Source organism: Glutamicibacter sp. M10, assembly GCF_025452055.1.
Classification (GTDB): Bacteria; Actinomycetota; Actinomycetes; order Actinomycetales; family Micrococcaceae; genus Glutamicibacter.
In genome coordinates this window covers 1,154,320-1,179,181 of the sequence record NZ_CP104918.1, presented here as the reverse complement: position 1 = coordinate 1,179,181, position 24,862 = coordinate 1,154,320, and the positions used below count along the sequence as shown (strand labels likewise).

Below are 24,862 nucleotides of genomic sequence, written 5' to 3'. Positions count from 1 at the left end.
GTTACTTTGCCGCAGTGACTTCAGCAAGACGCAATTCGTCTCCACTGGAAGAATTCGGCTCGTAAGCTACCGAAGAGGAAATACCGAGCATGCCGGTCTGGTGAGCGATGTGAGCAAATTGAACAACTTCGTCATTCTGGTACTTGAAGACCTTTTCGAAGGCAGCTTGGCGGTCATCACCTGATGCGGCATCAGCCTGGGCAATGAGCTTGTCCAGTTCCGGGGTACCAAAGGCTGACTGCGCGCCCTTGGAAGTCATGTACTGATCCACGGTGAAGGCTGCGTCACCGGCTTGGTTTCCGTGCTGGGTCATCAGCATGATGGCCCCATCATCCTTGGTAGGGAATGGACGAACCTGGTAGGTCAGGTGCTGGCTGGTCTCAAGCATCTTCAAATTCACGGTGAGTCCGGCTTGGGTGAGCTGTTCTTGGATCACCTGAGCTAGTTCCTGAATCTTGGGGAACTGTGCGGTACGAACTACCAAGTTGATTGGAGCTGACACGTCCGTGCCATCAGCTTTGGCTTCCGCAACTAGCTCCTTGGCCTTGTCGAGGTTGAATTCCCAGACGGGCAAGTCATCGCTGTGTCCAACTACTCCGGAAGGTACCAGCTGGGCCGCGGCCTTGTCGCGACCTGCGTAGAGGGAAGCGACAATCGATTCTTTATCGATCGCGTAGTTCACCGCACGACGGATGCGGATGTCATCAAATGGTGCAGTGTCGGCGTGCATGCGCAGAGCCACGGTTTCATTGTTTGGGTAGGAAACTCCCAAATCCCCAATGTTGTCTTCTGGGCTTAGCCCTGTTGCGATATCGGCTTCACCCGAGGTGATCATGGCTGCCCGGACGCTACCTTCCGAACGCCACTGATAGTTGGCCTTGGAATAGGCAGGGGCCTCGCCCCAGTAGTCGGCGAACGCTGCCACATTAATGCTTTGCCCTGCCTGCCAGTCTTCAATCTGGTAGGGGCCGGTGCCAATTGGTTCGCGTACTTTTTCGGTCGTAGATGTCTCTTTAGGGACAACTTCTAGGAAGGACAGGCGCAATGGAAGGATCGGGTCCTTCTTGGCTGCTGTCACTTCAATAGTGTAGTCATCGACTTTTTTGAGTTTCAGGTCATCGTCGCCAAAGACGTAGCCTTCGACGTTGCAGCCGAGCTTGGAATTGACCGCGCGGTCGATGGTGGCAATGGCGTCATCTGCGTTGAAGTCAGATCCGTCATGGAATTTCACACCCTCGCGTAGCTTCAGCGTCCAGGTCTGATCATCTTTGCTGGACCATTGGGTAGCAAGCCTGGGCTCCAGTTCACCGCTGGTTGGGTTTCTTTCTACCAGTGGTTCGGTGATGGTGGAACGAATGACCACACCGGTACTGGTCAGGTTGGACTCGCAGGCTTCGAGGGTAGGTGGCTCCTGCTGGAGCACAACGCGCAGGGTGTCGCTGGGTGCCGATGACCCACCGGCAGCATCTTCAGAGTTGGCGACCGAGCAACCGGACAGTGCAGTGGTGCCAAGTAGCGCAGAGGCGGCTAAGGCCAGTGGGATGCGGCGGGAGCGTGGAGTTACTAAGAGCATTGCGTTTCCTTCGCGACGGTGCGATGAGCAAGGGTGATCAGGCGGGTTTTCCGCCGAAGTTCGTAAGCACAGCTTTGACCGCTCGATGGGCCCGGTCAAGGCTTTGGGCCGTGCAGAGAATCGCCTGATGAGGCACGGGAGTGCGTACCGCACAGTAGGCCAAGTGTGACTTGCGCTACATTCCAAGGCTTACGGGGCATCCATGCCTCAAGAGCATTGATCTATCCAATTTGCGTGTTGGACGTGAATCGATCATGATCCCTACGATGCAGTTATGCCCACGAATATCAGCGCGTCCGCGCCACAAGTCACCGCACCCATCGCCGGCGAACAGATCCTTCGCGTTGGACCAGTAAATCCCACTGTGGCCCAAAGCTTGTCCGAGGATTTCTCCAGCCTTGCTCTTCCGGAAACCGAGCCGGAACGCGAGGCGTTCCTCACGGCCCACGGCGAGCAGATCCGCGTGGCAGTCTGCTCTGGACGCTTTGGCGTGGACACCGATCTTTTATCTCGATTACCTGCGCTGGAGGCGATCATCAACTTTGGTGTCGGCTACGACGCCACGGACACCAAGACGGCCATCGCTCGTGGCATCAAGATCAGCAACACCCCCGAGGTACTCAATGATTGTGTTGCCGACACCGCCTTAGGTCTCTACCTGGTCACCCTGCGCAGCTTGGGTGCAGCCGAGAGATTTGTCCGCAATGGCTCATGGGTTCCGGGCAAGAATTTTCCCTCGCCACCCGCGCCAGCGGAAAGAAGGTCGGCATCCTTGGGCTGGGGCGCATTGGCCAAGCCATTGCCACCAGGCTGGAAGCCTTTGGGTGTGAAATCCACTATCACAACCGCAACCAGAAGCCCGACTCGAACTACACCTACCACCACTCAGCAGTTGACCTCGCAGCCAAGACTGAAGTCCTTATTGTGGCAGCGGCCGGAGGAGCACAATCGGCCAAGTTGGTGGATGCCCAAGTTTTATCCGCCGTTGGACCACAAGGCTTTGTCATCAACATCGCCCGCGGAACCGTGATTGACGAGTCAGCCCTCATTGACGCACTGAGCACTGGGAAAATCGCCGGCGCCGGGCTGGATGTTTTTGAAAACGAACCACATGTGCCGGCAGAGCTTTTGGAATTAGAGAATGTTATCCTGCTCCCCCACCTTGGTAGCGGGACCAACGAAACACGAGCCGATATGGCCGCACTGACTTTAGATAACCTGCGTTCCTACCTTGCGGATCGTTCGCTGCTTACGCCAATTTCATAACCAAGAAGCGCGCCACAGATCCCTTCGAGTACTAGCCCATCCGGAAAATACGGATGGGCTAGTACTCGTGCGCGCCAATTTACCGGGTAGAAAAAATCAAAGATATTTCTCTGCAAAAAACACTTGTGAGATAAGTTGCCAACTTATACGATAAGTTGAAAGCAATGTTCACCCCTGTTCATCGGAGCACAGATTTCATGACTTACACCCCAGACGCCATTCGCCACGTTAAGCTCTCCACCGCACGACTGCCGCTGGCCACCCCGATCTCAGATGCCAAGGTCTTCACCGGGCGCCAAAAGCCGATGACCGAAGTCGTCTTCCTCTTCGCAGAAATCACCACCGAGCAGGGCCATGAAGGCATGGGGTTCTCGTACTCCAAGCGTGCTGGCGGTCCAGCTCAGTACGCTCATGCCAAGGAAGTCGCCGAAACCATGATCGGCGAGGACCCCAACGACATCGCCAAGCTCTACACCAAGCTACTCTGGACCGGCGCTTCCGTTGGACGCTCAGGTGTTGCCACCCAGGCCCTAGCTGCCTTGGATATCGCACTTTACGATTTGAAGTCCAAGCGTGCCGGACTTCCACTGGCCAAGTTCTTGGGCTCGCACCGCGACTCGGTACGCACCTACAACACCTCAGGCGGCTTCCTTAACGCTTCAATCGAAGAGGTCAAGGAACGCGCCAGCCAGTCCATCGAGGAAGGAATTGGTGGCATCAAGATCAAGGTCGGCCTGCCAGACAGTGCCGAGGACTTGCGTCGTGTCGCTGCCGTGCGCGAACACATCGGCCCCGACGTGCCCCTCATGGTCGACGCCAACCAGCAGTGGGACCGCGCCACCGCACTTCGCATGGGCCGCAAGCTAGAGCAGTTTGATCTGGTCTGGATCGAAGAACCATTGGATGCTTACGATGCTGAAGGACATGCGGCTCTCGCCGCAGCCCTAGACACTCCCATCGCCACCGGCGAGATGCTGGCCTCGGTCGCTGAGCATGAACGCTTGATCGAAGCCCGCGCCTGCGACATCATCCAGCCGGACGCTCCACGCGTTGGTGGCATCACCCAGTTCCTGCGCTTAGCCACGCTCGCCGATCAAGCCGGACTGGACTTGGCACCTCACTTCGCCATGGAGATCCACCTTCATCTGGCGGCAGCTTACCCACGCGAGCCATGGGTAGAGCACTTCGACTGGTTGGACCCACTATTCAACGAACATCTGGAAACCAAGGACGGTCGGATGCTGGTCCCGAACCGCCCAGGCCTCGGGTTCACCTTCAGCGACCAAGCTCGCGCGTGGACCACGGACACCGTTGAATTCGGACGCCCATAGTTCCTCCTCCACCAGCGCCGATGCCCGCCTCTGGCGGGGATCGGCGCTTATGCTTAAGGATGCAGAGCATGAAACCCAATCTGGCCTCTTCGTTGGTAGAGCACCTACGTGAACGAATCAGCTCTGGAGACATAGTCGCTGGCGAAAAGCTTCCGAGTGAAAACACGTTGATCGCTTCCCATGGTGTTTCTCGTACCGTGGTGCGCGAAGCCATTACGCGCCTGCAGGCTGAAGGTCTGATCTACACTCGGCGCGGAGCCGGTAGCTTTGCACTGACTCCCCCACCTGCTGCCATGGTTGAAACTCGGCCACTGATCCCACGCACCTTGGATGAACGCCGAGAACTGATCGAATTCCGCATGGGATTTGAAACCGAAGCCGCGGCCAGTGCGGCGCTTAGCGCTTCTGAGTCAGACCTCTCGGCAATGGAATCGGCGCTTCAGGGTTTTGAAGCTTCCTTGGGCAACGCCTCGGTGAGCATGAGCTGCGATTATGAATTCCATCTTGCCGTGGCTAGGGCCACCGGCAATCCGTACTTTGCTCAAGCCGTTCAAACATTTGGCCCCGGCATGATTGCCATGCCTCGTCGCCGACTAGATGCCACAGATTCTATCGACAGCCACAGGTTAGATTCTGTCGCAGCCGAGCACCGCGCTATCCATGAAGCCATCGCATCGGGCAACCCTCAGTTGGCCTCTGCGGCCATGAGATTGCACCTAGCAAATTCAGTGAAGCGACTACAGGCTGAGGCCTAAGCCGAGCTGAGCAAAGCACGTTGCTTTCAGCGGCAGCCCCAGTTATAGACAAACCCTTCGTGGCCTGTGCGGAGTTCTCCGCACAGGCCACAAAGGGTTTCTGCATTTTTAGGCAATGAACTGGCTGAGTAACAGAACCCCACCCAGGCCCAAGACCGCCAACGTGGTGGTGTAGGTAGTGCGCACCGCGATGGCTTGGCCCACGTTGAGGTTGAAATATTCTTTGAACATCCAGAACCCCGGGTCATTTACGTGACTGAATGCAATGGAACCACAAGCCGTAGCCAGGACCATCAGCTCCGGCGAGGCCCCGGTGGCCACAACCAGTGGAGCGGCGATGCCGGCCGCGGTCGAGACAGCAACAGTTGCCGAGCCCAGTGCAATACGCAGAATCACGGCAATGAGCCACGCAAGGACCAACGGGCTAAGATCCCACCCAGACGTCGTTTCCGCAATGTAGTCGGCAATTCCCGCCGAGACCAGAACCTCCTTGAATGCACCACCGGCACCAATAACCAAGAGGATCATGGCCATCGCACGGGCTGCCTCGCTCATGGATTTAGCAACTTGGCTCATGCTGCGATTACTCATCGGCCCAAAAGCGAAAATTGCGACGATCAATGCGATCAGCAAGGCCATCTCAGCTGAACCAAGAAGCTCCAAAACATTGCTGAAGCTTTCACTCATCTCCAGCGTCATACGCGCTACTTCCGATCCGGCAATCAGCACGATGGGAAGCAGAGCAACGATAAAGGACATCGCAGTGGACGGAAGTTCTTCATCCTTGAATTCTTTTTCCGCCAACAGACCAGCGGGCATTTGCGGATTCATCTTCTTCACGAAAGCCAGACGTGGCCAGGTCATCGCGATGGCAACACCGACCGGGATAGCGATCATCAGCCCGTACGCAAGAGTCAGACCTACTGAAGCGTTATATAGCCCCGCAACGGCCGTTGGACCCGGGTGCGGTGGCAAGAACGAATGCATTGTCGACAGCGAGATCGACATAGGCAATCCCACCCACAACAGATTGACCTTGGTGGCGCGAACAAGGGTAAATGCCACCGGTACCAAAATCACGAACGCGACTTCGTAGAACATGGTGACACCGATCAGCATCGCCGAAATGACCATGGCCCACTGGACACCACGTTCTCCAAAAACAGAGAGAATCTTTTTCGCAATGCGTTGCGCTGCGCCTGCGTCACCCATGACACGGCCAATCATCGCGCCAATGCCAATGACGATAGCCGTTCCGCCAAGCTGCCCGCCCAAACCGTCCGCGATGATATCGGGGATATCTGCGATCCCGGCCGCCTCGCCGTCGATGGTGAGCGAGTCAGTAGCCACCGCCCAGAATGCGACAAGTGTGGCGACAAGAATGAGGGAAATGAATCCGTTGAGCTTGAACCTCATCATAAGGATCAACAGAACAACGACAGCCAGCGCGACGATGAGCAATGGCATTGAGGCTCCAATCTAGAGCAGGGGCAGGAAAAGAATCTGGGCATCGAATGGACTGCGTTCACAGTGCTACAAAGTGAGCTGGCGCATAAGTCCATGTGCCACCAATCACGTTAGTGAGTTCATTTCTGTCCGTCCAAGACTCGAACCGCATTCATTGATACCTAGCTGGCATCAGTGCGACTCGAACTCAGGTCGCCGGCTCCTGAAATCCGCGCAGATAAGCCAAGAAATCCCCTCCGCCTACCGTTCGACTCGCCCTCCACCCTCGCCAATTTTCCGCAGTTTTGTGATCAGCATCACCATACTTTTTGAATCTTCTCTACAGTTAGTCGCCCTCGTTTTTGACGCAAAAAAGCAGGCCGCGGGACTCTCCAACCGAGAGCCCACGACCTGCCGAATATATCTTTTGACTACGCCTAACGAGTCATGACGCTTTGACGGCCAGAACTGGGTGCTCCGCCTGCAGTAGGATCCGCTGAGCCTGGGATCCCATGATGAATTTGCCGACCTGAGAACGCTGGCGCAATCCAATGACAATGAGCGAGACCTGATGCTTGTCAGCAAGCCCCAAGAACTCTTCAGTTAGATCATCGCGATAAGTTGACTCGATGACCTGTGCTTTGACTCCAGCACTAAGTGCCGCGTCCAAGACACGGGCCAGGTCTTCTTCTGAAGCAGTGTTCTTGTCTACTAACGATCCCTCGCGAGAGGAATTAACGATGAGCAACTGCTCATCGCGCAGACTTGCTTCTTTGATCGCCGCAGCCACGGCGGCTTCCCCTACATTCGAGGGAACGTATCCGACGATGATACTCATGCGTTTTCCTTTTCTTTGTCTGCAACTACAGCACTGGTAGTTGAGCTCGTCTTTCGCTTATCAATTGCGCTCTTTATAACTGGCCAAATGGCGACGAAGACAAACAGCACCAACAGGGTCGCCGAAATCGGACGGGTGAAGAATCCTGTTGGGTCGCCTTCAAGCACAAGCAATGACCGACGAAGATTCGATTCGAGCAAGCTACCGAGCACGAACGCCAACACCAGAGGACCTGGTTCAAAACCAAACTTTTTCATGAGATAACCAATGGCACCGAAGAGCACGACTAGCAACACGTCAAACATTGAATTTCGAATGGTGTATGCACCAAGCATGGTGATCAGGGCAGTGATCGGAGCCAAGATTGCAGCGCGCACACGGAGGATTTTTACGAATACACCAATGAGCGGAATCGACATGATCAACAAGAGAATATTGCCGATATACATCGAATTCACAACGCCCCAGAACAACTGAGGATCATCATTGATCAGCTGCGGCCCAGGGGTAATGCCCTGAATTAGCAGTGCACCAAAGATTATTGCCATCGTCGCATTGGCCGGGATGCCCAGCGTCAGCAGAGGAATGAATGAGCTGGTAGCTGCGGCGTTGTTGGCCGATTCTGGTCCAGCAACGCCTTCAATGGCGCCCCTTCCAAAGCGCGAAGGATCCTTTGCGGTCTTCTTCTCCATTGCATAGGAAGCTAGCGAAGCAATGGTTGCCCCACCACCAGGAAGAATGCCGAGGAAGAAGCCGAGAACTGAGCCACGACCGATGGCCCCGGATGCTTCCTTGATGTCTTTGCCTTTCGGCCAAACATTTGAAACCTTCACCGGCGCAGTGGCTGCACGATGGCGTTCTTCAAGGTTGTATAGGATTTCGCCGAGACCAAATAGTCCCATGGCGATGGGAACAAAGTCGATGCCATCGGCCAGCGAGAGATTACCGAAGGTAAAACGCTCGGCTCCAGTAAATCCATCGCGACCGATTGTTGCCAGGAACAAGCCAACAGCAGCGGCGATGATTGCCTTGATTTTGGTTCCGCCGGAGATCGTTGCTACCAGCAGGATGCCGAGCATCGCCAGAGCCGTGTATTCCGGCGGACCGAAATCCAGAGCGAAGCTGGCAACGAGTGGCGCCAGAAAGGTCAAACCGATAATCGAGACGGTGGCGCCAAAGAATGAGCCAATGGCAGCGATACCTAGGGCCGCCCCTGCTCTACCCTGCTTAGCCATAACGTAACCGTCAAAGACAGTGACCACTGAGCTGGCTTCACCGGGCAGGCGGAGCAGTACCGAGGTAATGGTTCCGCCGTATTGTGCACCGTAGAAAATTCCGGCCAACATGATGATGGCGGTGACTGGTTCAACGCCGTAGGTCATGGGAAGCAAGATGGCGATTGTAGCTGCCGGGCCCAGGCCCGGCAGCACACCAATGAGCATGCCAACAACAACGCCCAGCAAACAGTACAAAAGGTTGGTGGGGTCCAGGACGACGTTAAATCCGTCTAGGACTGGTCCAAAGAATTCCATGCGAGTCAGCCTTTGCGTGCTTTAGAAGAGTCGAGGGATCGTTGTGCCCAGGGCAGCGATGAAGATTGCGTAGAAGGCTGCAACGATCAGAATTGAGTAGATCGTTGCGGACCTCCAGCGTTCACCGCCTAGCCATCGCATCCATACGAAGCACAGGAGTAGTGATGGGATTTCAAAGCCGATGACTGGCATCAGTACAACCATCAAGATCAGCGTTGCGAACCCGATTGCGGCGTACCAACTCATTGCGCTGAACTTCTCGCCGTCTCTGCCACCAGCGCGCCCAATAATTATTTGCGCGACTGCCATGACAGCTGCGATGAGTGAAATGACAAAGGGCCACATGCCCGCCGCCGGCGCAGCTGGTGTACCTAGGCCCAGACCCACGGACAGCACCATGCCAGCAATGCTCAGGCCCAAAACTACCAACGAAGAGAGCAAATTTGCGATTGGTCCCGCTGGTTCAGCCGCTTCAGCTTCCCACTGAGCTGCCAATTCATCTGGTGTGAGCGCCTCAGCTTCCTGAACCTGTTCTGCCGGTTGCGCGCTGGTAGCTTGCTCTTTTGAATCTTGCCGCGAGTGTTTCGCGTCTATGAGTTTCATCCTGAGATTCTCGCTTTCGAGTTTCCTATCGGTGTCTACCGGCTACTTGCCAGCGAGGGAAATCTCGTGCTCATCGGTTAGTTTCTTATAGGTCTCTGCCAACTCCGTCCATTCCGAGACAACCTCTTCGCCGCTGATCTCGTGGGTGCTGAGCAGGTTCTTTTTGTTGAAGGACTTGTAGCTATCAGCTGCGGTGGCGTCCTTGATGGAAGCTACCAACTTCTCCTTTGCTTCATCACTCAAGCCCTTAGGAGCCGCTATGGCACGGTACTGCGAGACTGGAACTTCATAGCCGGATTCGACAGCAGTCGGAACATCGGGCAGAAACTCATTGCGTTCCTTGGAGAAGACCGTAATTGGCACCACGGTGCCAGCATCAATCTGTGGCTTAGCTTCGCCCAGCTGAATGGTTGATACCTGGACTTGGTCACCCATGACTGCGGTCAATGCCGGTGATCCTGAGTCGAACGGTACGGTGGTGCCTTCGATATCAGCTTGAGCGAGCAACAGCTCCTGGGCCAGCTGCGATCCGGTTCCCACCCCGGTGGTGCCGAAGGACAGTTTCTTCTCGCTCTTCTTGATGTCGTCAATGTTCTTCAGGCCCGAGGCCTTGCTTGCAACCATGACGTAGTCGTCCTGCGAAAGTCCCATCAGAACATCGAGGTCATCAAGGGAAACAGTTTCGTTTTCAGAAACAGCCAGCGGCGTGATGGTGATCAGTGAAGCGTTGAGCAAGACCAGGTTCTGGCCATCTGCCTTCATAGCAGCTACCTCTTTAGTAGCCAATGCGCCGTTGGCCCCTGGCTTGTTGACCACTGGCATTGATACACCGAGGGAATCGGCCATTCCTTCAGCGGCAGCGCGGGCAATCAAATCCGTAGACCCGCCTGGAGCCTGTCCTACGGTGAGGGTGACCGGGCCAGATGGGAATTGCGCCGAGTCGGCGCTCCCTCCCCCAACGTTTCCACCGCAAGCGCTGAGTGCCAGCACAACACCGGCGGACGAAAGGGCAAGTAGCGTGCGACGAGCCATACGGTTTTTCATGTTTTTCTCCTGCGAGTTTGAGTGCGAGCGACCAATTTTGAATCCTTACGTGAGGCGAGTCACCTTGTTGGTCTCGGGTATAGCGTAGAAACTTGAAGTGATGCATGTCCAAGGTTGAATGTGCATGGAGTGATTCCCGAAAGGTATTGAATGTTTACTCTGGATCAGGCCAGAAGCTTTGTTGCGGTGGCAGAAGAACTACATTTCGGCCGCGCTGCCGAGAGGCTGAACATGACTCAGCCCCCGTTGAGCCGCCAAATCCAGAAGCTGGAACGCACCGTTGGCGTCGAGTTATTGGAAAGAGATAACCGCAGGGTCGCCCTCACCGTGGCGGGCCAGGCATTTTTGCAAGACGCCCGAAGACTGGTCATCGCAGCCGAACGTGCTCCGGATAATGCGCGAAGGATCGCAGCTGGCCAACTCGGCGAACTGCGCATTGGCTTTACCGCCGCTTCTGGCTTCAGCCTGCTCGGGCCAATGCTTGGGGAAATTTCGGCACAGATGCCGCAGGTTCATGTGGACCTATCTGAAATGGTGACCAGCGAACAAGTAGTCGCATTACTTGATGGCGACCTAGACCTTGGACTAGCCCGCCCACCCTTTGACGAAACCTTATTTGAGTCTGCCCTGCTGTTCTCGGAAGGTTTGGTAGTGGCAGTGCCATCGGATCATCCATTGGCTCAACTGAATCGAAGTCTCACCTTTGAAGATCTACGCGATGAACCGCTGATCATGCATTCGCCTACCAAGGCCCGCTACTTTTATGACCTCGTTGTGCGCATGATTGATATCGAGCATAAAAACGTGCGGCATACCGTGAGCCAGATTTTGACCATGATCGCTTTGGTCGCAGCCGGACGTGGAATCGCTTTTGTTCCAGAGAGCGCCAAACTTCTCGGCGTTTCCGGCGTGAGTTATCTGCGCCTACCCGAGGTCCGCGAGGACCCGGTGCAGCTGCACGCCATCTGGAGTAGGACTTCCAAAAACCCCGCGCTGGAACGACTGGTCTCCATAGTTCGCGGAAGCTTGCACGACAATGATGCCGAGTAGGTATCAAACAATACAAATATGGGCTTGGACATGCATCACTGAGTGTTCCTAGGGTGAGAGTAATAGCAATTCAACTCTTACTTGATTCCTACGGACTACGGACGTTGGAAGAAAAACACAAAGGAAACCCCCATGGCTCAGTACACACCTTCCGAACTTGCAAACAAGCTCAAAGACGGACTGCTCTCATTCCCAGTCACCGCCTTTGATGAGAACCTCGAAATCGATGAGGCCAACTACCGCAAGCACCTAGCGTGGCAGTCCAGCTTCGATGTGGCGGGCTTGTTCGCAGCCGGTGGCACCGGTGAAGGCTTCACCTTGACCCCGGAAGAATCAGCCAAGGTTGTTCGCATGGCCGTTGAAGAAGCCGGTTCCAGTGTTCCAGTTCTTGCCTCGGCAGGTGGATCAACCAAGCAGGCCATCCAGAACGCCCAGGACGCCGAGGCTGCTGGCGCCGAGGGACTGCTGCTCCTGCCTCCTTACCTGACCGAATGTGACCAGGAAGGCCTGTACCAGCACGTCTCCAAAATTTGCTCCTCGACCAAAACTGGCGTGATTGTTTACAACCGTGCCAACGCTGTCTACTCCGCAGACACCGTGGCGCGACTGGCAGATAACCACGAAAACTTCATTGGCTTCAAGGACGCATTGGGCGACATTGAGCAGATCACCAAGGTCTACGCGAAGAACGGTGACCGCCTGTTCTACCTCGGTGGCCTGCCTACCGCAGAGACTTTCGCACTTCCACTGTTGCAGCTGGGAATGAGCACCTACTCCTCAGCCATGTACAACTTCGTTCCTGAATTTGCACTGGACTTCTACAAGGACGTTCGTGCGCAGGACCGTGTGGCAATCAACGAAAAGCTGAACCGTTTTGTTCTGCCGTACTTGGATATCCGCGACCGCGTCAAGGGCTACGGAGTGTCCATCGTCAAGGGCGGCCTGAAGGCCATTGGTCGCGACTCCGGCTCGGTGCGCCCACCACTGCAGGACCTCACTGAAGCTGATCTAGCGGATCTTTCGGCACTGATCCAGAAGGCCGGCATCGTTCCTGCCGGCGCCGCACTGTAAAAAACTGAACTGGCAATTTTTCGAATCGCAAGGAGCACCATGACTACCAACATCGAGCAACTCACCGGGCAGTCGATTCTCGCAGGTCAAAGTACTACCGGCACCGGACGGACCGTTAACGGTTTTAACCCTGCCACCAACCAGCCGCTAGAACCGGGCTACAGCCTGATCGATACCGAGCAACTGAAGCTTGCCACCTCCGCGGCGGCCGAAGCCTTTGATTCCTTCCGTGCTCTGGATCCAGAAAAGCATGCAGCTTTCCTCGAAGCCATCGCCGATAACATCGAAGCTGTCGGTCAAGAGCTCGTGGAACGCGCCATGGCCGAAACCGGCCTGCCCGCAGCGCGCCTGAACGGCGAGCGCGGCCGTACCACCGGCCAGCTGCGTCTGTTCGCAAAGGTCGTTCGCCAGGGTGATTTCCGTGGTGTGCGCATCGATCCAGCATTGCCAGAGCGAACCCCATTGCCTCGCGTAGATATTCGACAGCGCAAGATCCCGCTGGGTCCAGTGGCCGTCTTTGGTGCCTCGAACTTCCCGCTGGCCTTCTCCACCGCCGGTGGCGACACCGCTTCTGCTTTGGCTGCCGGTTGCCCGGTAGTTTTCAAAGCGCACAATGCTCATCCGGGCACCAGTGAAATTGTTGGCCGCGCCATCACCCAGGCGGTCACCGACGCTGGCCTGCACGCCGGTGTTTTCTCCTTGATCTATGGTCCGGGAGCCTCCATCGGTCAGGCGCTGGTAGCTGATCCAGTGATCAAGGCTGTTGGCTTTACCGGATCACGTTCCGGCGGTACCGCGTTGATGGCCACCGCAGCAGCACGACCTGAACCGATTCCGGTGTACGCAGAAATGAGCGCCATCAACCCTGTCATCTTCTTCGAAGGTGCCTTGGCTGAAGATCCAGAAGGCCATGCCAAGGCGTACCTAGGATCCGTCACCGGGTCCTCCGGTCAGCTCTGCACCGCTCCAGGTTTGGTCTTTGCTCCACAGGGTGCGGCAGGCGACGCCTTTGTAAAGGCTATTGCTCCAGCTACTACGTCTAGCACCGGCCAGACCATGCTGACCGAGGGGATCTACAACGCGTGGACCGAGGGTGTTTCTGCCCTTGAAAAGCAGGACGGCGTAGAACTGCTCGGACGTGGTGCCGAAGGTGACAGCGAAAATGCACCTGGACCGGTCATCTTCGCTGCTGGTGTAGAACAGCTTTTGACCAATCCTGTCCTTCAGGAAGAAATTTTCGGAGCAGCTTCGCTGGTCATCCGCTACAACAGCGCTGAAGAATTGGTTAGCACGCTCTCGCAGCTCGAAGGCCAGCTCACCGCGACCTTGCAGCTCAACGAGTCGGATTATCCGGTTGCTGCCCAAGCTCTTCCCGTCTTGGAAACCAAGGCTGGACGTATCTTGATCAACGGCTGGCCTACCGGTGTTGAAGTTGGCGATGCGATGGTCCACGGCGGTCCGTTCCCGGCTACCTCTGCCCCACAGACCACTTCTGTTGGCACGTTAGCAATCGAACGCTTCTTGCGTCCTGTGGCTTACCAGAACTTCCCTGATTCGCTCTTGCCCCAGCCTTTGGCAGATGAGAATCCATGGAATCTGAATCGTCGCATCGATGGCACGCTGAAGTTAGCAGGAGAATAATCTATGAGTGCACAACCAACTATTGCTTCGGTAGAGGTCATTCCGGTCGCCGGCCACGATTCGATGTTGCTGAATCTTTCCGGTGCCCACGGCCCCTTTTTCACCCGAAATATTGCCATCATCACCGACTCTGATGGACGCACCGGTTTAGGTGAAGTACCTGGAGGCGAAGCAATTCGCTCAACTATTGAAGAAGCTGGAAAGCTCATCCATGGGGCACCAGTAGCCAAATACCGTTCCTTGCTGCGACAGATTTCCAGCCGTTTCGCAGACCGCGACAAGGGTGGACGTGGAGCGCAAACTTTTGATCTGCGCACCACGGTCCACGCAGTTACCGCCGTTGAGTCTGCGCTGTTGGATCTGCACGGACAACACCTTGGTGTGCCGGTAGCAGAGCTACTGGGTGACGGTCAGCAGCGTGAAGCAGTACCAATGCTGGGCTACCTCTTCTACGTGGGCAATCCCGACGCCACCGATCTTCCATATCTTCGCGAACCTCATGGCGCGGATGACTGGGAGAAGGTTCGCCGCGAAGAGGCTATGACACCAGAAGCTGTGGTCCGCTTGGCTGAAGCCGCTCAGAAACGTTACGGGTTCAAAGACTTCAAGCTCAAGGGCGGTGTCCAGGCAGGCGACGCTGAAGTGGATGCGGTGATTGCGCTCAAGGAACGATTCCCTGATGCGCGTATTACCTTGGATCCTAATGGCGGATGGTTGTTGGAAGACGCTATCCGTTTGGGCAAGCGTATGCGCGGAGTTGTGGCTTACGCTGAGGATCCTTGTGGACCTGAGGGCAGGTTCTCGGGACGCGAAGTGATGAGCGAGTTCCGTCGTGCCACCGGCTTGCAGACCGCTACCAACATGATTGCCACCGACTGGCGCGAAATGTCCCACGCAGTGCGCACCAACGCCGTGGATATTCCACTGGCGGATCCGCACTTCTGGACCATGTCCGGTTCCGTTCGGGTTGCCCAATTGTGTGACGAGTTTGGGCTTACGTGGGGTTCTCACTCAAATAACCACTTTGATATTTCCTTGGCCATGTTCACCCAAGCCGGGGCTGCAGCGCCAGGAGACATCACGGCGTTGGATACCCACTGGATCTGGCAGGACGGTCAAGAGCTGACCGAAGAACCACTGCAGATTCGCGACGGAGAAATCCAAGTTCCGCAACAGTCCGGTCTTGGGGTCACCCTGAACCGAGCGCGTGTCAACGAGGCTCACGAGCTGTATTTGCAGCACGGACTCGGATCACGCGATGACGCGGTATCAATGCAATATCTGATTCCAGGCTGGAGCTTTGATTCCAAGAGCCCAGCGTTGGTTCGCTAAGTATTGACTCTGAATAAGTGATGACCATGGGGGCGGTTGGAACAACATTTGATGTTGTCCCGGCTGTCCCCACTGTGGTGTTGGTAGGCCTCAACGCAGTCATAGAGAAGTGTAAGCAGGAGAAGATATGCACGGCGTGATGCAAGGGTTCGCGATAGTCCTAATCCTTATCGGGGTAGGTCTGGCGACAGCAAAATTTCTCCCGAGTAAGCGGCAAGCCATTTCCAACGGGCTGACCCCGCTGATCTACTACATCACCAACCCTGCCTTGATGTTCATCTTGCTCGCAGACGCCGACCTTGGATTAGTTCTGGGTGTGTTCACACCTATAGCGCTGTTGACTGCCGTGCTCACCGGTGCGCTCTTCGCGGTGGTCTCCAGAATTTTCCTCAAGACTCCGGCCCGCCATCTCCCGGCGGCCGCCATGGCAACCAGTTACGTCAATGCCGGGAACATCGGCATTCCCCTGGCGCTGTATGCGGTGGGTAGTACTACCCCTGCAGTTTCCGTCTTGATAGCTCAGTTGTTGATCATCGCGCCAGCCTACCTGTGTATGTTTGCGGTGATCTCGCGCAAACTGAACCCGGATACGCAGAACCTTCCGCTGGGCCGAACCGTCTTGAAATCCATCGCTAACCCGGTGACTGTCGCAACCGCCATTGGTGCCTGCTTTTCTTTCATCCATCTCAGACTTCCCGAAGTGTTGCACGCACCTTTGGAGATGCTCGGTAATGCCTCCATTCCGTTGTTGCTGATGGCCTTTGGCATGTCCTTGTATGGGCAAAAGCCATTGGCTGAAAAGGAAGGACGGCCTGAAGTCTTTTTGGGTAGCGCGTTCAAAGTGTTGCTCATGCCGTGCATTGCTTGGGCTTTGGGTCGGTTTGTTTTTGGTCTTGAGTTAACGGATCTCATGGGTGTAGTTGTCATGGCCGCTTTGCCCACCGCGCAGAACGTTCTGTTGTTCAGTCAGCAGTTCTCACTGAAACCTACGGTTCCTCGTGAAGTGATTCTGGCCAGTACATTTTTATCCATCCCGGTAGCATTGCTCGCAACGTTCCTTTTGAGCTAGGAGTTCAAGCCCGTCTCATGTTTGGTGTCTTCGAGGGATTTTTCGGTATCTGGGCCATTATTGGCATTGGCTATTGGGCTGGAAAGAAGAATGTCTTCGGCCCTGAAGGGCGAATGATCCTCAATCGTCTCACCTTCTTCATTGCCTCGCCCGCTTTGCTTTTCACCACAATTGCCGGCGCCAATCCTCAAGAAGCCCTCGGCTCTCAGCTGTTTATCGCCGGAATTTCGTCCAGCGTTGTGTTTGTACTTTTCCATTTTCTCTCGCGGTGGCTCTTTAAACGCTCTGCTGCAGAACGAACAATCGGCTCCATGGCCGCTTCCACGGTGAATGCCGGAAACCTAGGCCTGCCCATCGCGCTCTATGCGTTGGGGGATATCTCTATCGCTGCACCCGTGGCCCTGTTTCAGATGGCCATCATGACTCCGGTGTCACTGTCGATGATGGAAAAGGCTACAAGCAACCGGGAAGCCGGTGCGCGAAGCCTCCTGATTCGCACGCTATCAAACCCGATGATTATTGCTTCGGCAGCCGGGTTGGCTTGTTCCATCTTCCATTGGATGCCACCACAGTTGTTGCTGACACCCATAGAACTGCTTGCCGGAGCTTCGATTCCGGCCATGCTTCTTGGCTTCGGCATTTCTCTGGTGGGCTCTAAACCATTGCAAAAGGCAACACAACGCCGAACCGAAGTATGGGTGGCAACAGCACTCAAGCTGGTTGTTCACCCACTCCTAGCTTGGGTTCTGGCAGCCTGGTTGTTCAGGCTCGACGCCACCGGTCAATACATCGCGATTATCATGGCGGCACTGCCTACCGCGCAGAATATTTTTGTCAACGCTGATCGCTACAACGCCGGAATTACCATTGCCAAGGACACCGTTCTGGTCACCACGATTCTAGGTATTCCGGTCATGTTGGCCTTTGCTGGTTTGTTGCACCACTAATTCACCAATGACCCGGCAACACAGCTTTGGCCTACTCAGGCCGATCGGTTGAAGCAGTCTTGTCGGGAATCGCTGTTCCTTCAACATTTTCCAGAGAGTCAATAAAGACTTCGCGTAGTCGTTGCGCAGCCGGATTCACCGAACCTTCTTCCCAAGCAATAAAGATGTCAGAATGGTTCAAATTTTGTAGTCCGTCAGGGCTAGTTAGTTCTTCAAAAACCACTCCAGGTGGCGCAAAGTCCATGGCGCTGGCCGGCACCAACGACACCCCGAGCCCCACGGCAACCAAAGCCATGAGCGCAGGAATCTGGCTGGCAATTTGGGTAATGGTTGGTTTGCTTCCCACGGAATCGAAGAGCCGAATCACCAGATCGTAAAAGTACCTAGCTTCATTGGTTGAATACATCATCAGTGGGAGCCCCACCAATTCTTTGATCAAGACACCCTTGCCGGTGGCCAAATAGTGTCCTGCTGGAAGAGTCACCACCAGTCGGTCCTTTTTCACCAGACATGATTGCACTCCTCCCCGATTGACGACTGGGCGCAATAGACCAACATCAATATTTCCGCTGCTCAACGCGTCGAGTTGGTCAATGGAAACGGCTTCTCGCAGAACCAGCGTGACATCCGGCAGATGACGGGCAGCGGTAGACAGTAAGGCCGGCAGAACAGATTGGCCAGCCACTGAGGTGTAACCAACGATCACCGTTCCAGAGTCCCCGGTAGACACACGGGAGACTTCCATGCTGGTGCGTCGGCTCAACTCCAAAAGTCTGCGGGCATTGGGGAGCAGCACCTCGCCAGCAGCGGTTAGTTGCACATTGCGCGAGGTGCGGGTGAAGAGCTTGGCGGATAATTCACGTTCCAGCAATTGGATCTGTCGGCTCAGCGGCGGCTGAGTCATGTTGAGTCGTTCAGCGGCAGCACCGAAGTGGAGTTCTTCAGCAACAGCGACGAAGGACTCCAGTTGAATGAGCGAAAACATCAATGCTCTCCTTGAATCGTTGATTGCATAAATTAGCTTGGACAGGTATCAATAACGGCTTCTATGGTGAGTCTAGACCTACACGACCAAGGGAGCCCGCCATGCTGGATGCAACGACGCAGCAAGTCTCTAGCCAATCGCCGCAGAGCGAATCAACATCATGCCGAGTGGAAAGAATTGAAGTCACTCCCGTCGCTTTCGCGGATCCGCCCTTGCTTAATTCCGTGGGAGTACACGAACCGTTTGCGTTGCGAGCAATCGTGGTGGTGCATACAAATACAGGACACTACGGGCTAGGTGAAACCTACGGCGACGAGGCCCACGTCGCGCGGCTACGTCGAGCAGCTTCTGCTCTGAAAGGTGCCGACCCGTTTAATCTGAATCTCATCTCACGACTCGTCTCTGAGTCTCTAGTGCAGGACAACGGACAAGGCGGACACGGCACCGGAGGCATGGTCACAACGACCTCGTTAGATGACCGAGTACTGTCCGCATTCAACGTTGCGTGCCTCGATATCCAAGGCAAGGTCCTGGGAGTACCGGTCAGCACGTTGCTCGGCGGCGCAATACGCGAATACGTTGATTTCAGTGGCTATCTCTTTTACAAGTGGGCAAATCATCCCGGACGTGAAAGCGACAAGTGGGGCGAGGCCATAGACCCTGCAGGGATCGTGGCCCAAGCCCGCAAGATGGTCACTGACTACGGATTCAAGGCATTGAAACTCAAGGGTGGGGTCTTCCCGCCGGACCAAGAAGCTGCCGCCATCGAGGCGTTACACCAAGAGTTTCCCGACATCCCACTGCGTTTAGACCCCAATGGTGTGTGGAGCGTGCCAACGGCAATAGAAGTCGGGCACCGTTTGGAAGCATCCCTGCAGTACTTGGAAGATCCTTGCCTGAGGATTGCCGATAATGCTGCCGTGCGCGCAGCCATCAACCTGCCAATCGCCACCAACATGTGCGTGGTCTCTTTTGCTGATCTTCAGCCAGCCATCAAAGCGCAAGCTATAGACATCGTCCTGTCCGATCATCACTTCTGGGGCGGCTTGAGCCGGTCCAAACTACTTTCCGGCATCGCAGAGACCTTTGGTCTGAGCCTTTCGATGCACTCGAATTCTCATTTAGGGATCAGCTTCGCGGCCATGATTCAGTTAGCGGCGGCCACCGAGAATATTGACTACGCCTGCGATACCCACTGGCCTTGGAAACTCGAGGAAGACGATGTCATCGTGGCCGGAACACTGACGATTCAAGACGGTAAGGTCCAAGTTCCAACCGGTCCTGGACTGGGCGTGGAACTCGATACGCAAGCCCTTGAGCGGATGCATCAGCAATACCTTGACTGTGGGCTGAAGCAACGTGACGATACCAGCTACATGCAGTCCATCGATCCCACCTATGAGCTGAAGAGTCCACGATGGTAAGGCCACTACAGATCGTGGTGACCGACCCCATCGTCAGCCGCTTTGAATCCCTTTTCCGTCAGTTGGGCACCAGACACACCTGGAAGTTTGTTGCATCGCTTGCCCCCACGAACAGTCAAGGCAGATCGCCGAGGCGGACGTTTTGGTGTGCGCAAGACTTTCCGACCAAGACGCACAACGCTGTACAGCCGGTCTAGTGCATGTCACCGGAGCCGGCACTGACCGCGTGGCGCTGAAGTACCTGCCCGAGTCCACCCAAGTTGCGACGACCTCCCACCACGAACGTTCCATCGCAGAATACGTAGTGATGGCCATCCTCGCCCACGAACGGCGCCTGCTCAGCATCACCCGTGAATTGACCGAGGGCACCTGGCGCACTCTCGCAACAGATCCCAACATTTCCCTGTTCCGTACCGTCAAGGACCTAACCGTGGGATTCATTGGAATGGGGGCAATTGGCCAACACACCCTCTCGGCAGTCACAGCCCTGGGGGCCAAAGCGGTAGCGGTGCGCCGAAACCCGAGCGAGCCTTCAACTGATAACCAAAATCTTCACTGGGTGAAATCCATGGAGCATCTGCCCGAACTTCTTGAATGCAGCGATGTGGTGGTTCTTTGCCTACCACTGACTGATGCAACAAGAGATCTTATCGGCGCTACTGAACTCTCGATGATGCGTAGTGACGCACTGTTGGTCAATGTTGCGCGTGGACCGATAGTGAACGCGCCAGCGCTCATTGACGTATTAGATCAACAGCTCATTGGCGGAGCAGCAATAGACGTCTGGTGGGACGCTCCGACAGGCACCGTTGCGCCCGCGCTAACCCAACGGTTGGCTGCACATCCATTGGTCATTGCCACACCACATTATTCGGGGCACTCGCGAGAAACTTTTCTTTCACGGGTGAAGGAAATCTGCTCCAATATCAATGGCTTTGCCTCGGTAGCTGAACAGCGCAAAGGACTAATTTCTCCTGAGGTGGCCTCGACTCCCTAGAATAGTGACTATGCAAGATGAAACGCTGTTGCAGACGGTTGAAGATGAGTTCACTGCCATACTTTTGCACGCACGAGATATGATCGTTCGCCGCGCAAAAGCGGTCCACCCGGACTTGCAAGCGCCTGGTTACCGCCTGCTCGGACTTGTCATCCGCGAAGATGCTCAGCAACAGGGCGCTTTGGCCGAGAAGCTTCGTCTAGATAAGGCAACTATTTCTCGACTGGTTCAGCAGCTAGAGTCCTTGGGCCTAGTGAACCGAACCCAGGATCCCTCTGACGGCCGCGCTCAACTGGTCTCTGCCACGGCACTGGCTAGAGACAAGTGGCGCGACAGCGGAAACACCCTGCGTCAGGAACTGCGCCGCCAGCTCACCGAATGGGAAGCTAGCGAACTACAAAACTTTGGACAGCTGTTGCACCGACTGAACATCAGTTTCGAAGAGCTGACCTAAAGACAACGATTCAAGCTACTGCATCAAAGCTAAGAAGTCATCAGCGCTCAAGGCAGACTGCTGACCAGCCTCCGATTCGTCACCCAAAACGTCATTAAACAGCTGCGTCTTTTTGGCTTGTAAGGCCAGCACCTTGGACTCGATGGTGTCCTTGGCGACCAGACGATACACGTAAACCGGCCGTTCCTGACCAATGCGGTGTGCACGGTCAATGGCCTGAGCTTCCGCTGCCGGATTCCACCAAGGATCCAACAAGATGCAGTAATCAGCAGCGGTGAGGTTGATACCAAAACCGCCGGACTTCAACGAGATGAAGAAGACCGGGAAGTCCCCATTGCTGAACCCATCGATCATTTCTTTTCGCTTGATTCCACTAGTGGAACCATCTAGGTAACCGTGCTCAATATCTAGCGATACGGCAACGTCCCGCGCCTTGGTCAAGAAGCTGGTGAACTGGCTGAAGACCAAGATCTTGTGTCCTTCAGCCACTGCGTCGGCCATCAGTTCTCGTAGTAGCTCAAGCTTGGCGCTCGGGCCGTCACCTTCACCGACCAAGGACGGATCTAAGGCCAGTTGGCGTAGCAACGTGAGCGACTGCAAAATCTTGAAACGGTTGGAATCTACGTCATCAACCAATCCGAGCACTTCTTGTCGTACCCGCTGGAAGCGACGGTCATAGGCCTTACGGTGACTTGGTTCCAGCTCAACTTCCAGAATCTGTTCGGTTTTTGCTGGAAGTTCCGGAACCACCTGTTCCTTGGTGCGTCGAAGTACAAATGGACGCAACCGGCTCTTAAGACGATCGAGTCTTTCTTTATCACCGTCGGAAATCTGCTTCTGATAAATATCCTTGAAGGCCTTCTGTCCGCCCAACAGTCCAGGGGCAGCCAAGGAAACCAGAGCCCACAGCTCAAGGAGATTATTTTCCATCGGCGTACCAGTGACAACGAACTTACAAGGCACCGGCAACTGGCGCGCTTGCTTATAGCCCTTTGAGGTGTGGTTCTTCAGCTGTTGCGCTTCATCCATGATCATCACGGAGAATCCGGCAGCTTCAAACTCTTCATAGGACAGTCGGAAGATCGTGTAGCTAGTGACAATCAGCTGCGCGTCACCCAACTGATCCTTGATGCTCTGCCCGGCCTTTTTTGACGTGGAGCTAATCCCCCGCGTACGAAGGTTCGGCGCGAAACGCTGCGCTTCATTGATCCAGTTACCCACCACCGAGGTCGGGGCAAGAACCAAGAACTTTTGATCAGGGTTTTCCGTGCGAGCTTGTTCCAGACAGGCCAGCAACTGGACGGTTTTACCCAAGCCCATGTCATCTGCGAGCACTCCACCCAGTGAGTGGGTACGCAAGAAATTCAGCCAGGCCAGTCCCTGCTCCTGGTACGGGCGCAAATTCGCTTTGAAACTTTCTGGCAGAGCTACGGGCGCAAGTTCCTCGCCACTGGTCAGCTCGTTCATGGTTTCTAGCCAGGCGTTGTGCTGAGCTTCAATGATGCCCAAGTCCAGCAATTCTTGCCACCAGTCGATGCTCAGCTTGTGGATGCGAATCGTATCGCCTTCAACTGTGCCCAGTTCCCCAGCTTCATTAACCAGTTGACGTAGCTGAGCAAAGTCAGCACCGGCGATGGGAATGACAGTCAGATCATCTAAGACAAGGTAGTCCTCATGCCGAGTCAGCGCTGCGAGTAGTTGAGGGAAAGGTACCTTGACCTCATCAATCGTGACTTCAATCGAAAGGTCGAACCAGTCTCCGGTGCTTTCTCCAGCTTCAACGGCAACGGTGGCTGGCGCGTCATTAATTTGGTACTTTGGCAGACGGTTTTGCGCTTCGATTAATACGTCCGGGTGCTCTTCGAGCAGCGGAAGGGTATAAACCAAGAAGTCGATGGACTGAGACATGCTCAGGTCTTGATCTTCAAAAATGCCCGAAGAGTTCGCTGGTCCCAAGGCAGCGTCGTCGCCAAGCTTGTCCTTGATCGAGGCTAGGATTTCCTTCTCGATGCCACGTTGCCGTGGCGCCTTGGACGGGTACTTCCACGAATAGCGCAGGGCGACAACTTCTGGGCTGCTAGATACAGCCAGCCGCAGGACGGGACGAGCAGGGGCAGGAATTTTATAGCTAACGTCAACGCTTTTCAGCGGGGCCAAGTGGCGCATGCGTTCAAGATGTTTTTCCTCAAAACGCGGAACATCTACTGCTGGAACGAACTGAACTCCAGAAGCAATAAAAGAGGCAAGTTCCGCTGAAACAGGCTCAGCAAATTCTGCCAGTCCCCAGTCTTTGGCCTTGGTCAACGGCTTAGCCGAGTACACCAAAAAAGTCGGTGGATTTCCGACAGGGAGTACATGTGAATCTTGTGGATCAGGCGCGGAAATGAACCCTTCCATGGTCAAGCCATCTTCACCCCGGCGCAGATCTACAAAAGCATTGGCCGGCTCAGGGCTGAAGGTCACAGCGGGCTTGGCGTTGCTACTTCCGTTGATGATCTGCACTCCGGCTGCTTGCAGCGCGGTGAAGGCTTCGAGCAAATCTTTGCCCGGTAGATCCATTAACGAGATCCAGTCTTTAACATCCCAGACATAGCCGTATTTTTGCTTTTCAGCCTGCTCTCGTAGCTGGTCTAGTTCGCTCATGGCACGGCGCTGTTCTTTGGAGAACCGCTTGTCAAAGGCCACAGACTTCCAGCTTACTCCGGTCTGAATCCATGGGCTCTTGGTACCTTGTCGCGCCGGGCGAGCCTGAAGGGTCAGGGCATCATCGCTACCGTAGCGTGGTTCGCTAACGATTTTTAGAATGAGGCCCAGCGGCTCTTGGGCGACGTCCGGTTCATCATCGATGACGGGCAATAGGCGGTTAAGACTACGTTCCCACTGCGGCACCGCTTGACGTTGCCAGTCATGCGGCCGCCCCGCACCGTCGGTAACGTACAGAGGCTCATCATCTTCGTTAATGGTTTCAATCAATAACGCGGCGACTTCTTCGCAGCGAGTACTGGTGGGGTGTTTGCTGCAACCACCTTCAAATGAAATCCCTTGCGCTTCAAATCGGAAGGTTGCGTTCACCTGCGCGCCGAGCACCTGTCCGCGCACTTGAGTAAGACCGGCTTCAACGTGGCGTTCAACGTGCGAGACCTTTCCCGACTGATAGTAGAACGCACCAATCTCCAACGTGTCCTGGTCCAGTACCAAGTCCAAGTTTTTGATAGTCAGCTGGTATTCCATATCCGCCAATCGTTGTGTACGCAATAGAGCCGGTTGCTACCCTCCATCCTATCGACGGTTACCGACAGCTTCGTAATGACGAAAAGTTAAGCGAATGCTTTACTCGCAGCGGTACTCAAGGATAAAAATGAATCACTGAATCACGAGTTCCACTCACTACGGCCCTGGCTGAGTGGACGGCAACCCTCTAGCCATTGTGCCGGGTGCCCCAGGTGAAGATTCGACGCATCCTGAGAGTCAAGAAGCGTAAACGATGGCGCACCCTTGCGTCAG

At 55.3% G+C, this 24,862-nt stretch carries 20 protein-coding genes, 1 pseudogene and 1 riboswitch; of the genes and pseudogenes, 13 read left to right on the top strand and 8 right to left on the bottom strand.

Annotated elements, in window-relative coordinates:
* Position 1: 1 nt before the first annotated feature.
* On the bottom strand, positions 2-1,573 hold the full coding sequence (locus N6V40_RS05735; RefSeq protein ID WP_262199355.1) for an ABC transporter substrate-binding protein: 1,572 nt from the start codon (positions 1,571-1,573) through the stop codon (positions 2-4).
* 274 nt (positions 1,574-1,847) lie between these two features.
* On the opposite strand from N6V40_RS05735, the pseudogene N6V40_RS05730 reads away from it, so the two are divergent.
* The 4 genes and pseudogenes from N6V40_RS05730 to N6V40_RS05715 form a co-directional block, all read left to right on the top strand.
* Positions 1,848-2,360 (top strand): annotated as a pseudogene (locus tag N6V40_RS05730) (2-hydroxyacid dehydrogenase); the annotation flags it as partial.
* Positions 2,285-2,839: an NAD(P)-dependent oxidoreductase gene (locus N6V40_RS05725; RefSeq protein ID WP_262199354.1), complete on the top strand. Its 555-nt coding sequence runs from the start codon at positions 2,285-2,287 to the stop codon at positions 2,837-2,839. The pseudogene N6V40_RS05730 and the gene N6V40_RS05725, both read left to right, overlap by 76 nt.
* A 197-nt stretch (positions 2,840-3,036) precedes the next feature.
* A complete protein-coding gene (locus tag N6V40_RS05720; protein ID WP_131089149.1) occupies positions 3,037-4,170 on the top strand; it encodes an L-talarate/galactarate dehydratase in 1,134 nt (377 codons plus the stop codon).
* 68 nt (positions 4,171-4,238) lie between these two features.
* Positions 4,239-4,925 carry a FadR/GntR family transcriptional regulator gene (locus N6V40_RS05715; RefSeq protein ID WP_262199353.1) on the top strand — a complete coding sequence of 229 codons (687 nt, stop codon included), beginning with the start codon at positions 4,239-4,241 and terminating at the stop codon, positions 4,923-4,925.
* A 108-nt stretch (positions 4,926-5,033) separates the two neighbouring features.
* Here the strand turns inward: N6V40_RS05715 and N6V40_RS05710 are convergent, their stop codons facing one another.
* The 5 genes from N6V40_RS05710 to N6V40_RS05690 all read right to left on the bottom strand — a co-directional run bounded on the left by N6V40_RS05710 (position 5,034) and on the right by N6V40_RS05690 (position 10,388).
* Positions 5,034-6,392 carry a gluconate:H+ symporter gene (locus N6V40_RS05710; protein ID WP_262199352.1) on the bottom strand — a complete coding sequence of 453 codons (1,359 nt, stop codon included), beginning with the start codon at positions 6,390-6,392 and terminating at the stop codon, positions 5,034-5,036.
* Positions 6,393-6,816: 424 nt separating this feature from the next.
* On the bottom strand, positions 6,817-7,209 hold the full coding sequence (locus tag N6V40_RS05705) for a universal stress protein (protein WP_131089152.1): 393 nt from the start codon (positions 7,207-7,209) through the stop codon (positions 6,817-6,819).
* Positions 7,206-8,741 (bottom strand): tripartite tricarboxylate transporter permease, encoded by a 1,536-nt coding sequence (locus N6V40_RS05700; RefSeq protein ID WP_262199351.1) that lies wholly within the window; start codon positions 8,739-8,741, stop codon positions 7,206-7,208. Before N6V40_RS05700 ends, N6V40_RS05705 begins: the two co-directional genes overlap by 4 nt.
* Before the next feature lie 21 nt (positions 8,742-8,762).
* Positions 8,763-9,344, bottom strand: a complete 582-nt coding sequence (locus N6V40_RS05695) for a tripartite tricarboxylate transporter TctB family protein (protein ID WP_262199350.1) — start codon at positions 9,342-9,344, stop codon at positions 8,763-8,765.
* A gap of 42 nt (positions 9,345-9,386) precedes the next feature.
* A complete protein-coding gene (locus N6V40_RS05690) occupies positions 9,387-10,388 on the bottom strand; it encodes a Bug family tripartite tricarboxylate transporter substrate binding protein (RefSeq protein ID WP_131089155.1) in 1,002 nt (333 codons plus the stop codon).
* Positions 10,389-10,538: 150 nt separating this feature from the next.
* On the opposite strand from N6V40_RS05690, the gene N6V40_RS05685 reads away from it, so the two are divergent.
* The 6 genes from N6V40_RS05685 (at position 10,539) to N6V40_RS05660 (ending at position 17,498) form a co-directional block, all read left to right on the top strand.
* On the top strand, positions 10,539-11,438 hold the full coding sequence (locus N6V40_RS05685; RefSeq protein ID WP_262199349.1) for a LysR family transcriptional regulator: 900 nt from the start codon (positions 10,539-10,541) through the stop codon (positions 11,436-11,438).
* 132 nt (positions 11,439-11,570) lie between these two features.
* Complete coding sequence (gene kdgD / locus N6V40_RS05680) at positions 11,571-12,509, top strand: 5-dehydro-4-deoxyglucarate dehydratase (RefSeq protein ID WP_262199348.1); 939 nt, start codon at positions 11,571-11,573, stop codon at positions 12,507-12,509.
* 39 nt (positions 12,510-12,548) lie between these two features.
* On the top strand, positions 12,549-14,150 hold the full coding sequence (locus tag N6V40_RS05675) for an aldehyde dehydrogenase (NADP(+)) (protein WP_262199347.1): 1,602 nt from the start codon (positions 12,549-12,551) through the stop codon (positions 14,148-14,150).
* Positions 14,151-14,153: 3 nt separating this feature from the next.
* Positions 14,154-15,482, top strand: coding sequence for an enolase C-terminal domain-like protein (locus N6V40_RS05670; protein WP_262199346.1), 1,329 nt, complete (start codon positions 14,154-14,156; stop codon positions 15,480-15,482).
* A gap of 127 nt (positions 15,483-15,609) precedes the next feature.
* Positions 15,610-16,551 (top strand): AEC family transporter, encoded by a 942-nt coding sequence (locus tag N6V40_RS05665; RefSeq protein WP_262199345.1) that lies wholly within the window; start codon positions 15,610-15,612, stop codon positions 16,549-16,551.
* A gap of 17 nt (positions 16,552-16,568) precedes the next feature.
* A complete protein-coding gene (locus tag N6V40_RS05660; protein WP_262199344.1) occupies positions 16,569-17,498 on the top strand; it encodes an AEC family transporter in 930 nt (309 codons plus the stop codon).
* A 31-nt stretch (positions 17,499-17,529) separates the two neighbouring features.
* Here the strand turns inward: N6V40_RS05660 and N6V40_RS05655 are convergent, their stop codons facing one another.
* A complete protein-coding gene (locus N6V40_RS05655; RefSeq protein ID WP_131089162.1) occupies positions 17,530-18,483 on the bottom strand; it encodes a LysR family transcriptional regulator in 954 nt (317 codons plus the stop codon).
* A gap of 101 nt (positions 18,484-18,584) precedes the next feature.
* Between N6V40_RS05655 and N6V40_RS05650 the strand changes: the two genes are divergently transcribed.
* From N6V40_RS05650 to N6V40_RS05640, 3 genes are all read left to right on the top strand, one after another.
* A complete protein-coding gene (locus N6V40_RS05650) occupies positions 18,585-19,907 on the top strand; it encodes an enolase C-terminal domain-like protein (protein ID WP_262199343.1) in 1,323 nt (440 codons plus the stop codon).
* A gap of 196 nt (positions 19,908-20,103) precedes the next feature.
* Positions 20,104-20,904: an NAD(P)-dependent oxidoreductase gene (locus N6V40_RS05645; protein ID WP_262199342.1), complete on the top strand. Its 801-nt coding sequence runs from the start codon at positions 20,104-20,106 to the stop codon at positions 20,902-20,904.
* 10 nt (positions 20,905-20,914) lie between these two features.
* Positions 20,915-21,358: a MarR family winged helix-turn-helix transcriptional regulator gene (locus N6V40_RS05640; protein ID WP_131089165.1), complete on the top strand. Its 444-nt coding sequence runs from the start codon at positions 20,915-20,917 to the stop codon at positions 21,356-21,358.
* A 15-nt stretch (positions 21,359-21,373) separates the two neighbouring features.
* Here N6V40_RS05640 and N6V40_RS05635 read toward each other — a convergent pair whose 3' ends face one another.
* Complete coding sequence (locus N6V40_RS05635) at positions 21,374-24,613, bottom strand: DEAD/DEAH box helicase (RefSeq protein ID WP_262199341.1); 3,240 nt, start codon at positions 24,611-24,613, stop codon at positions 21,374-21,376.
* 114 nt (positions 24,614-24,727) lie between these two features.
* A riboswitch (SAM riboswitch) is annotated at positions 24,728-24,848 on the top strand.
* Positions 24,849-24,862: the final 14 nt, after the last annotated feature.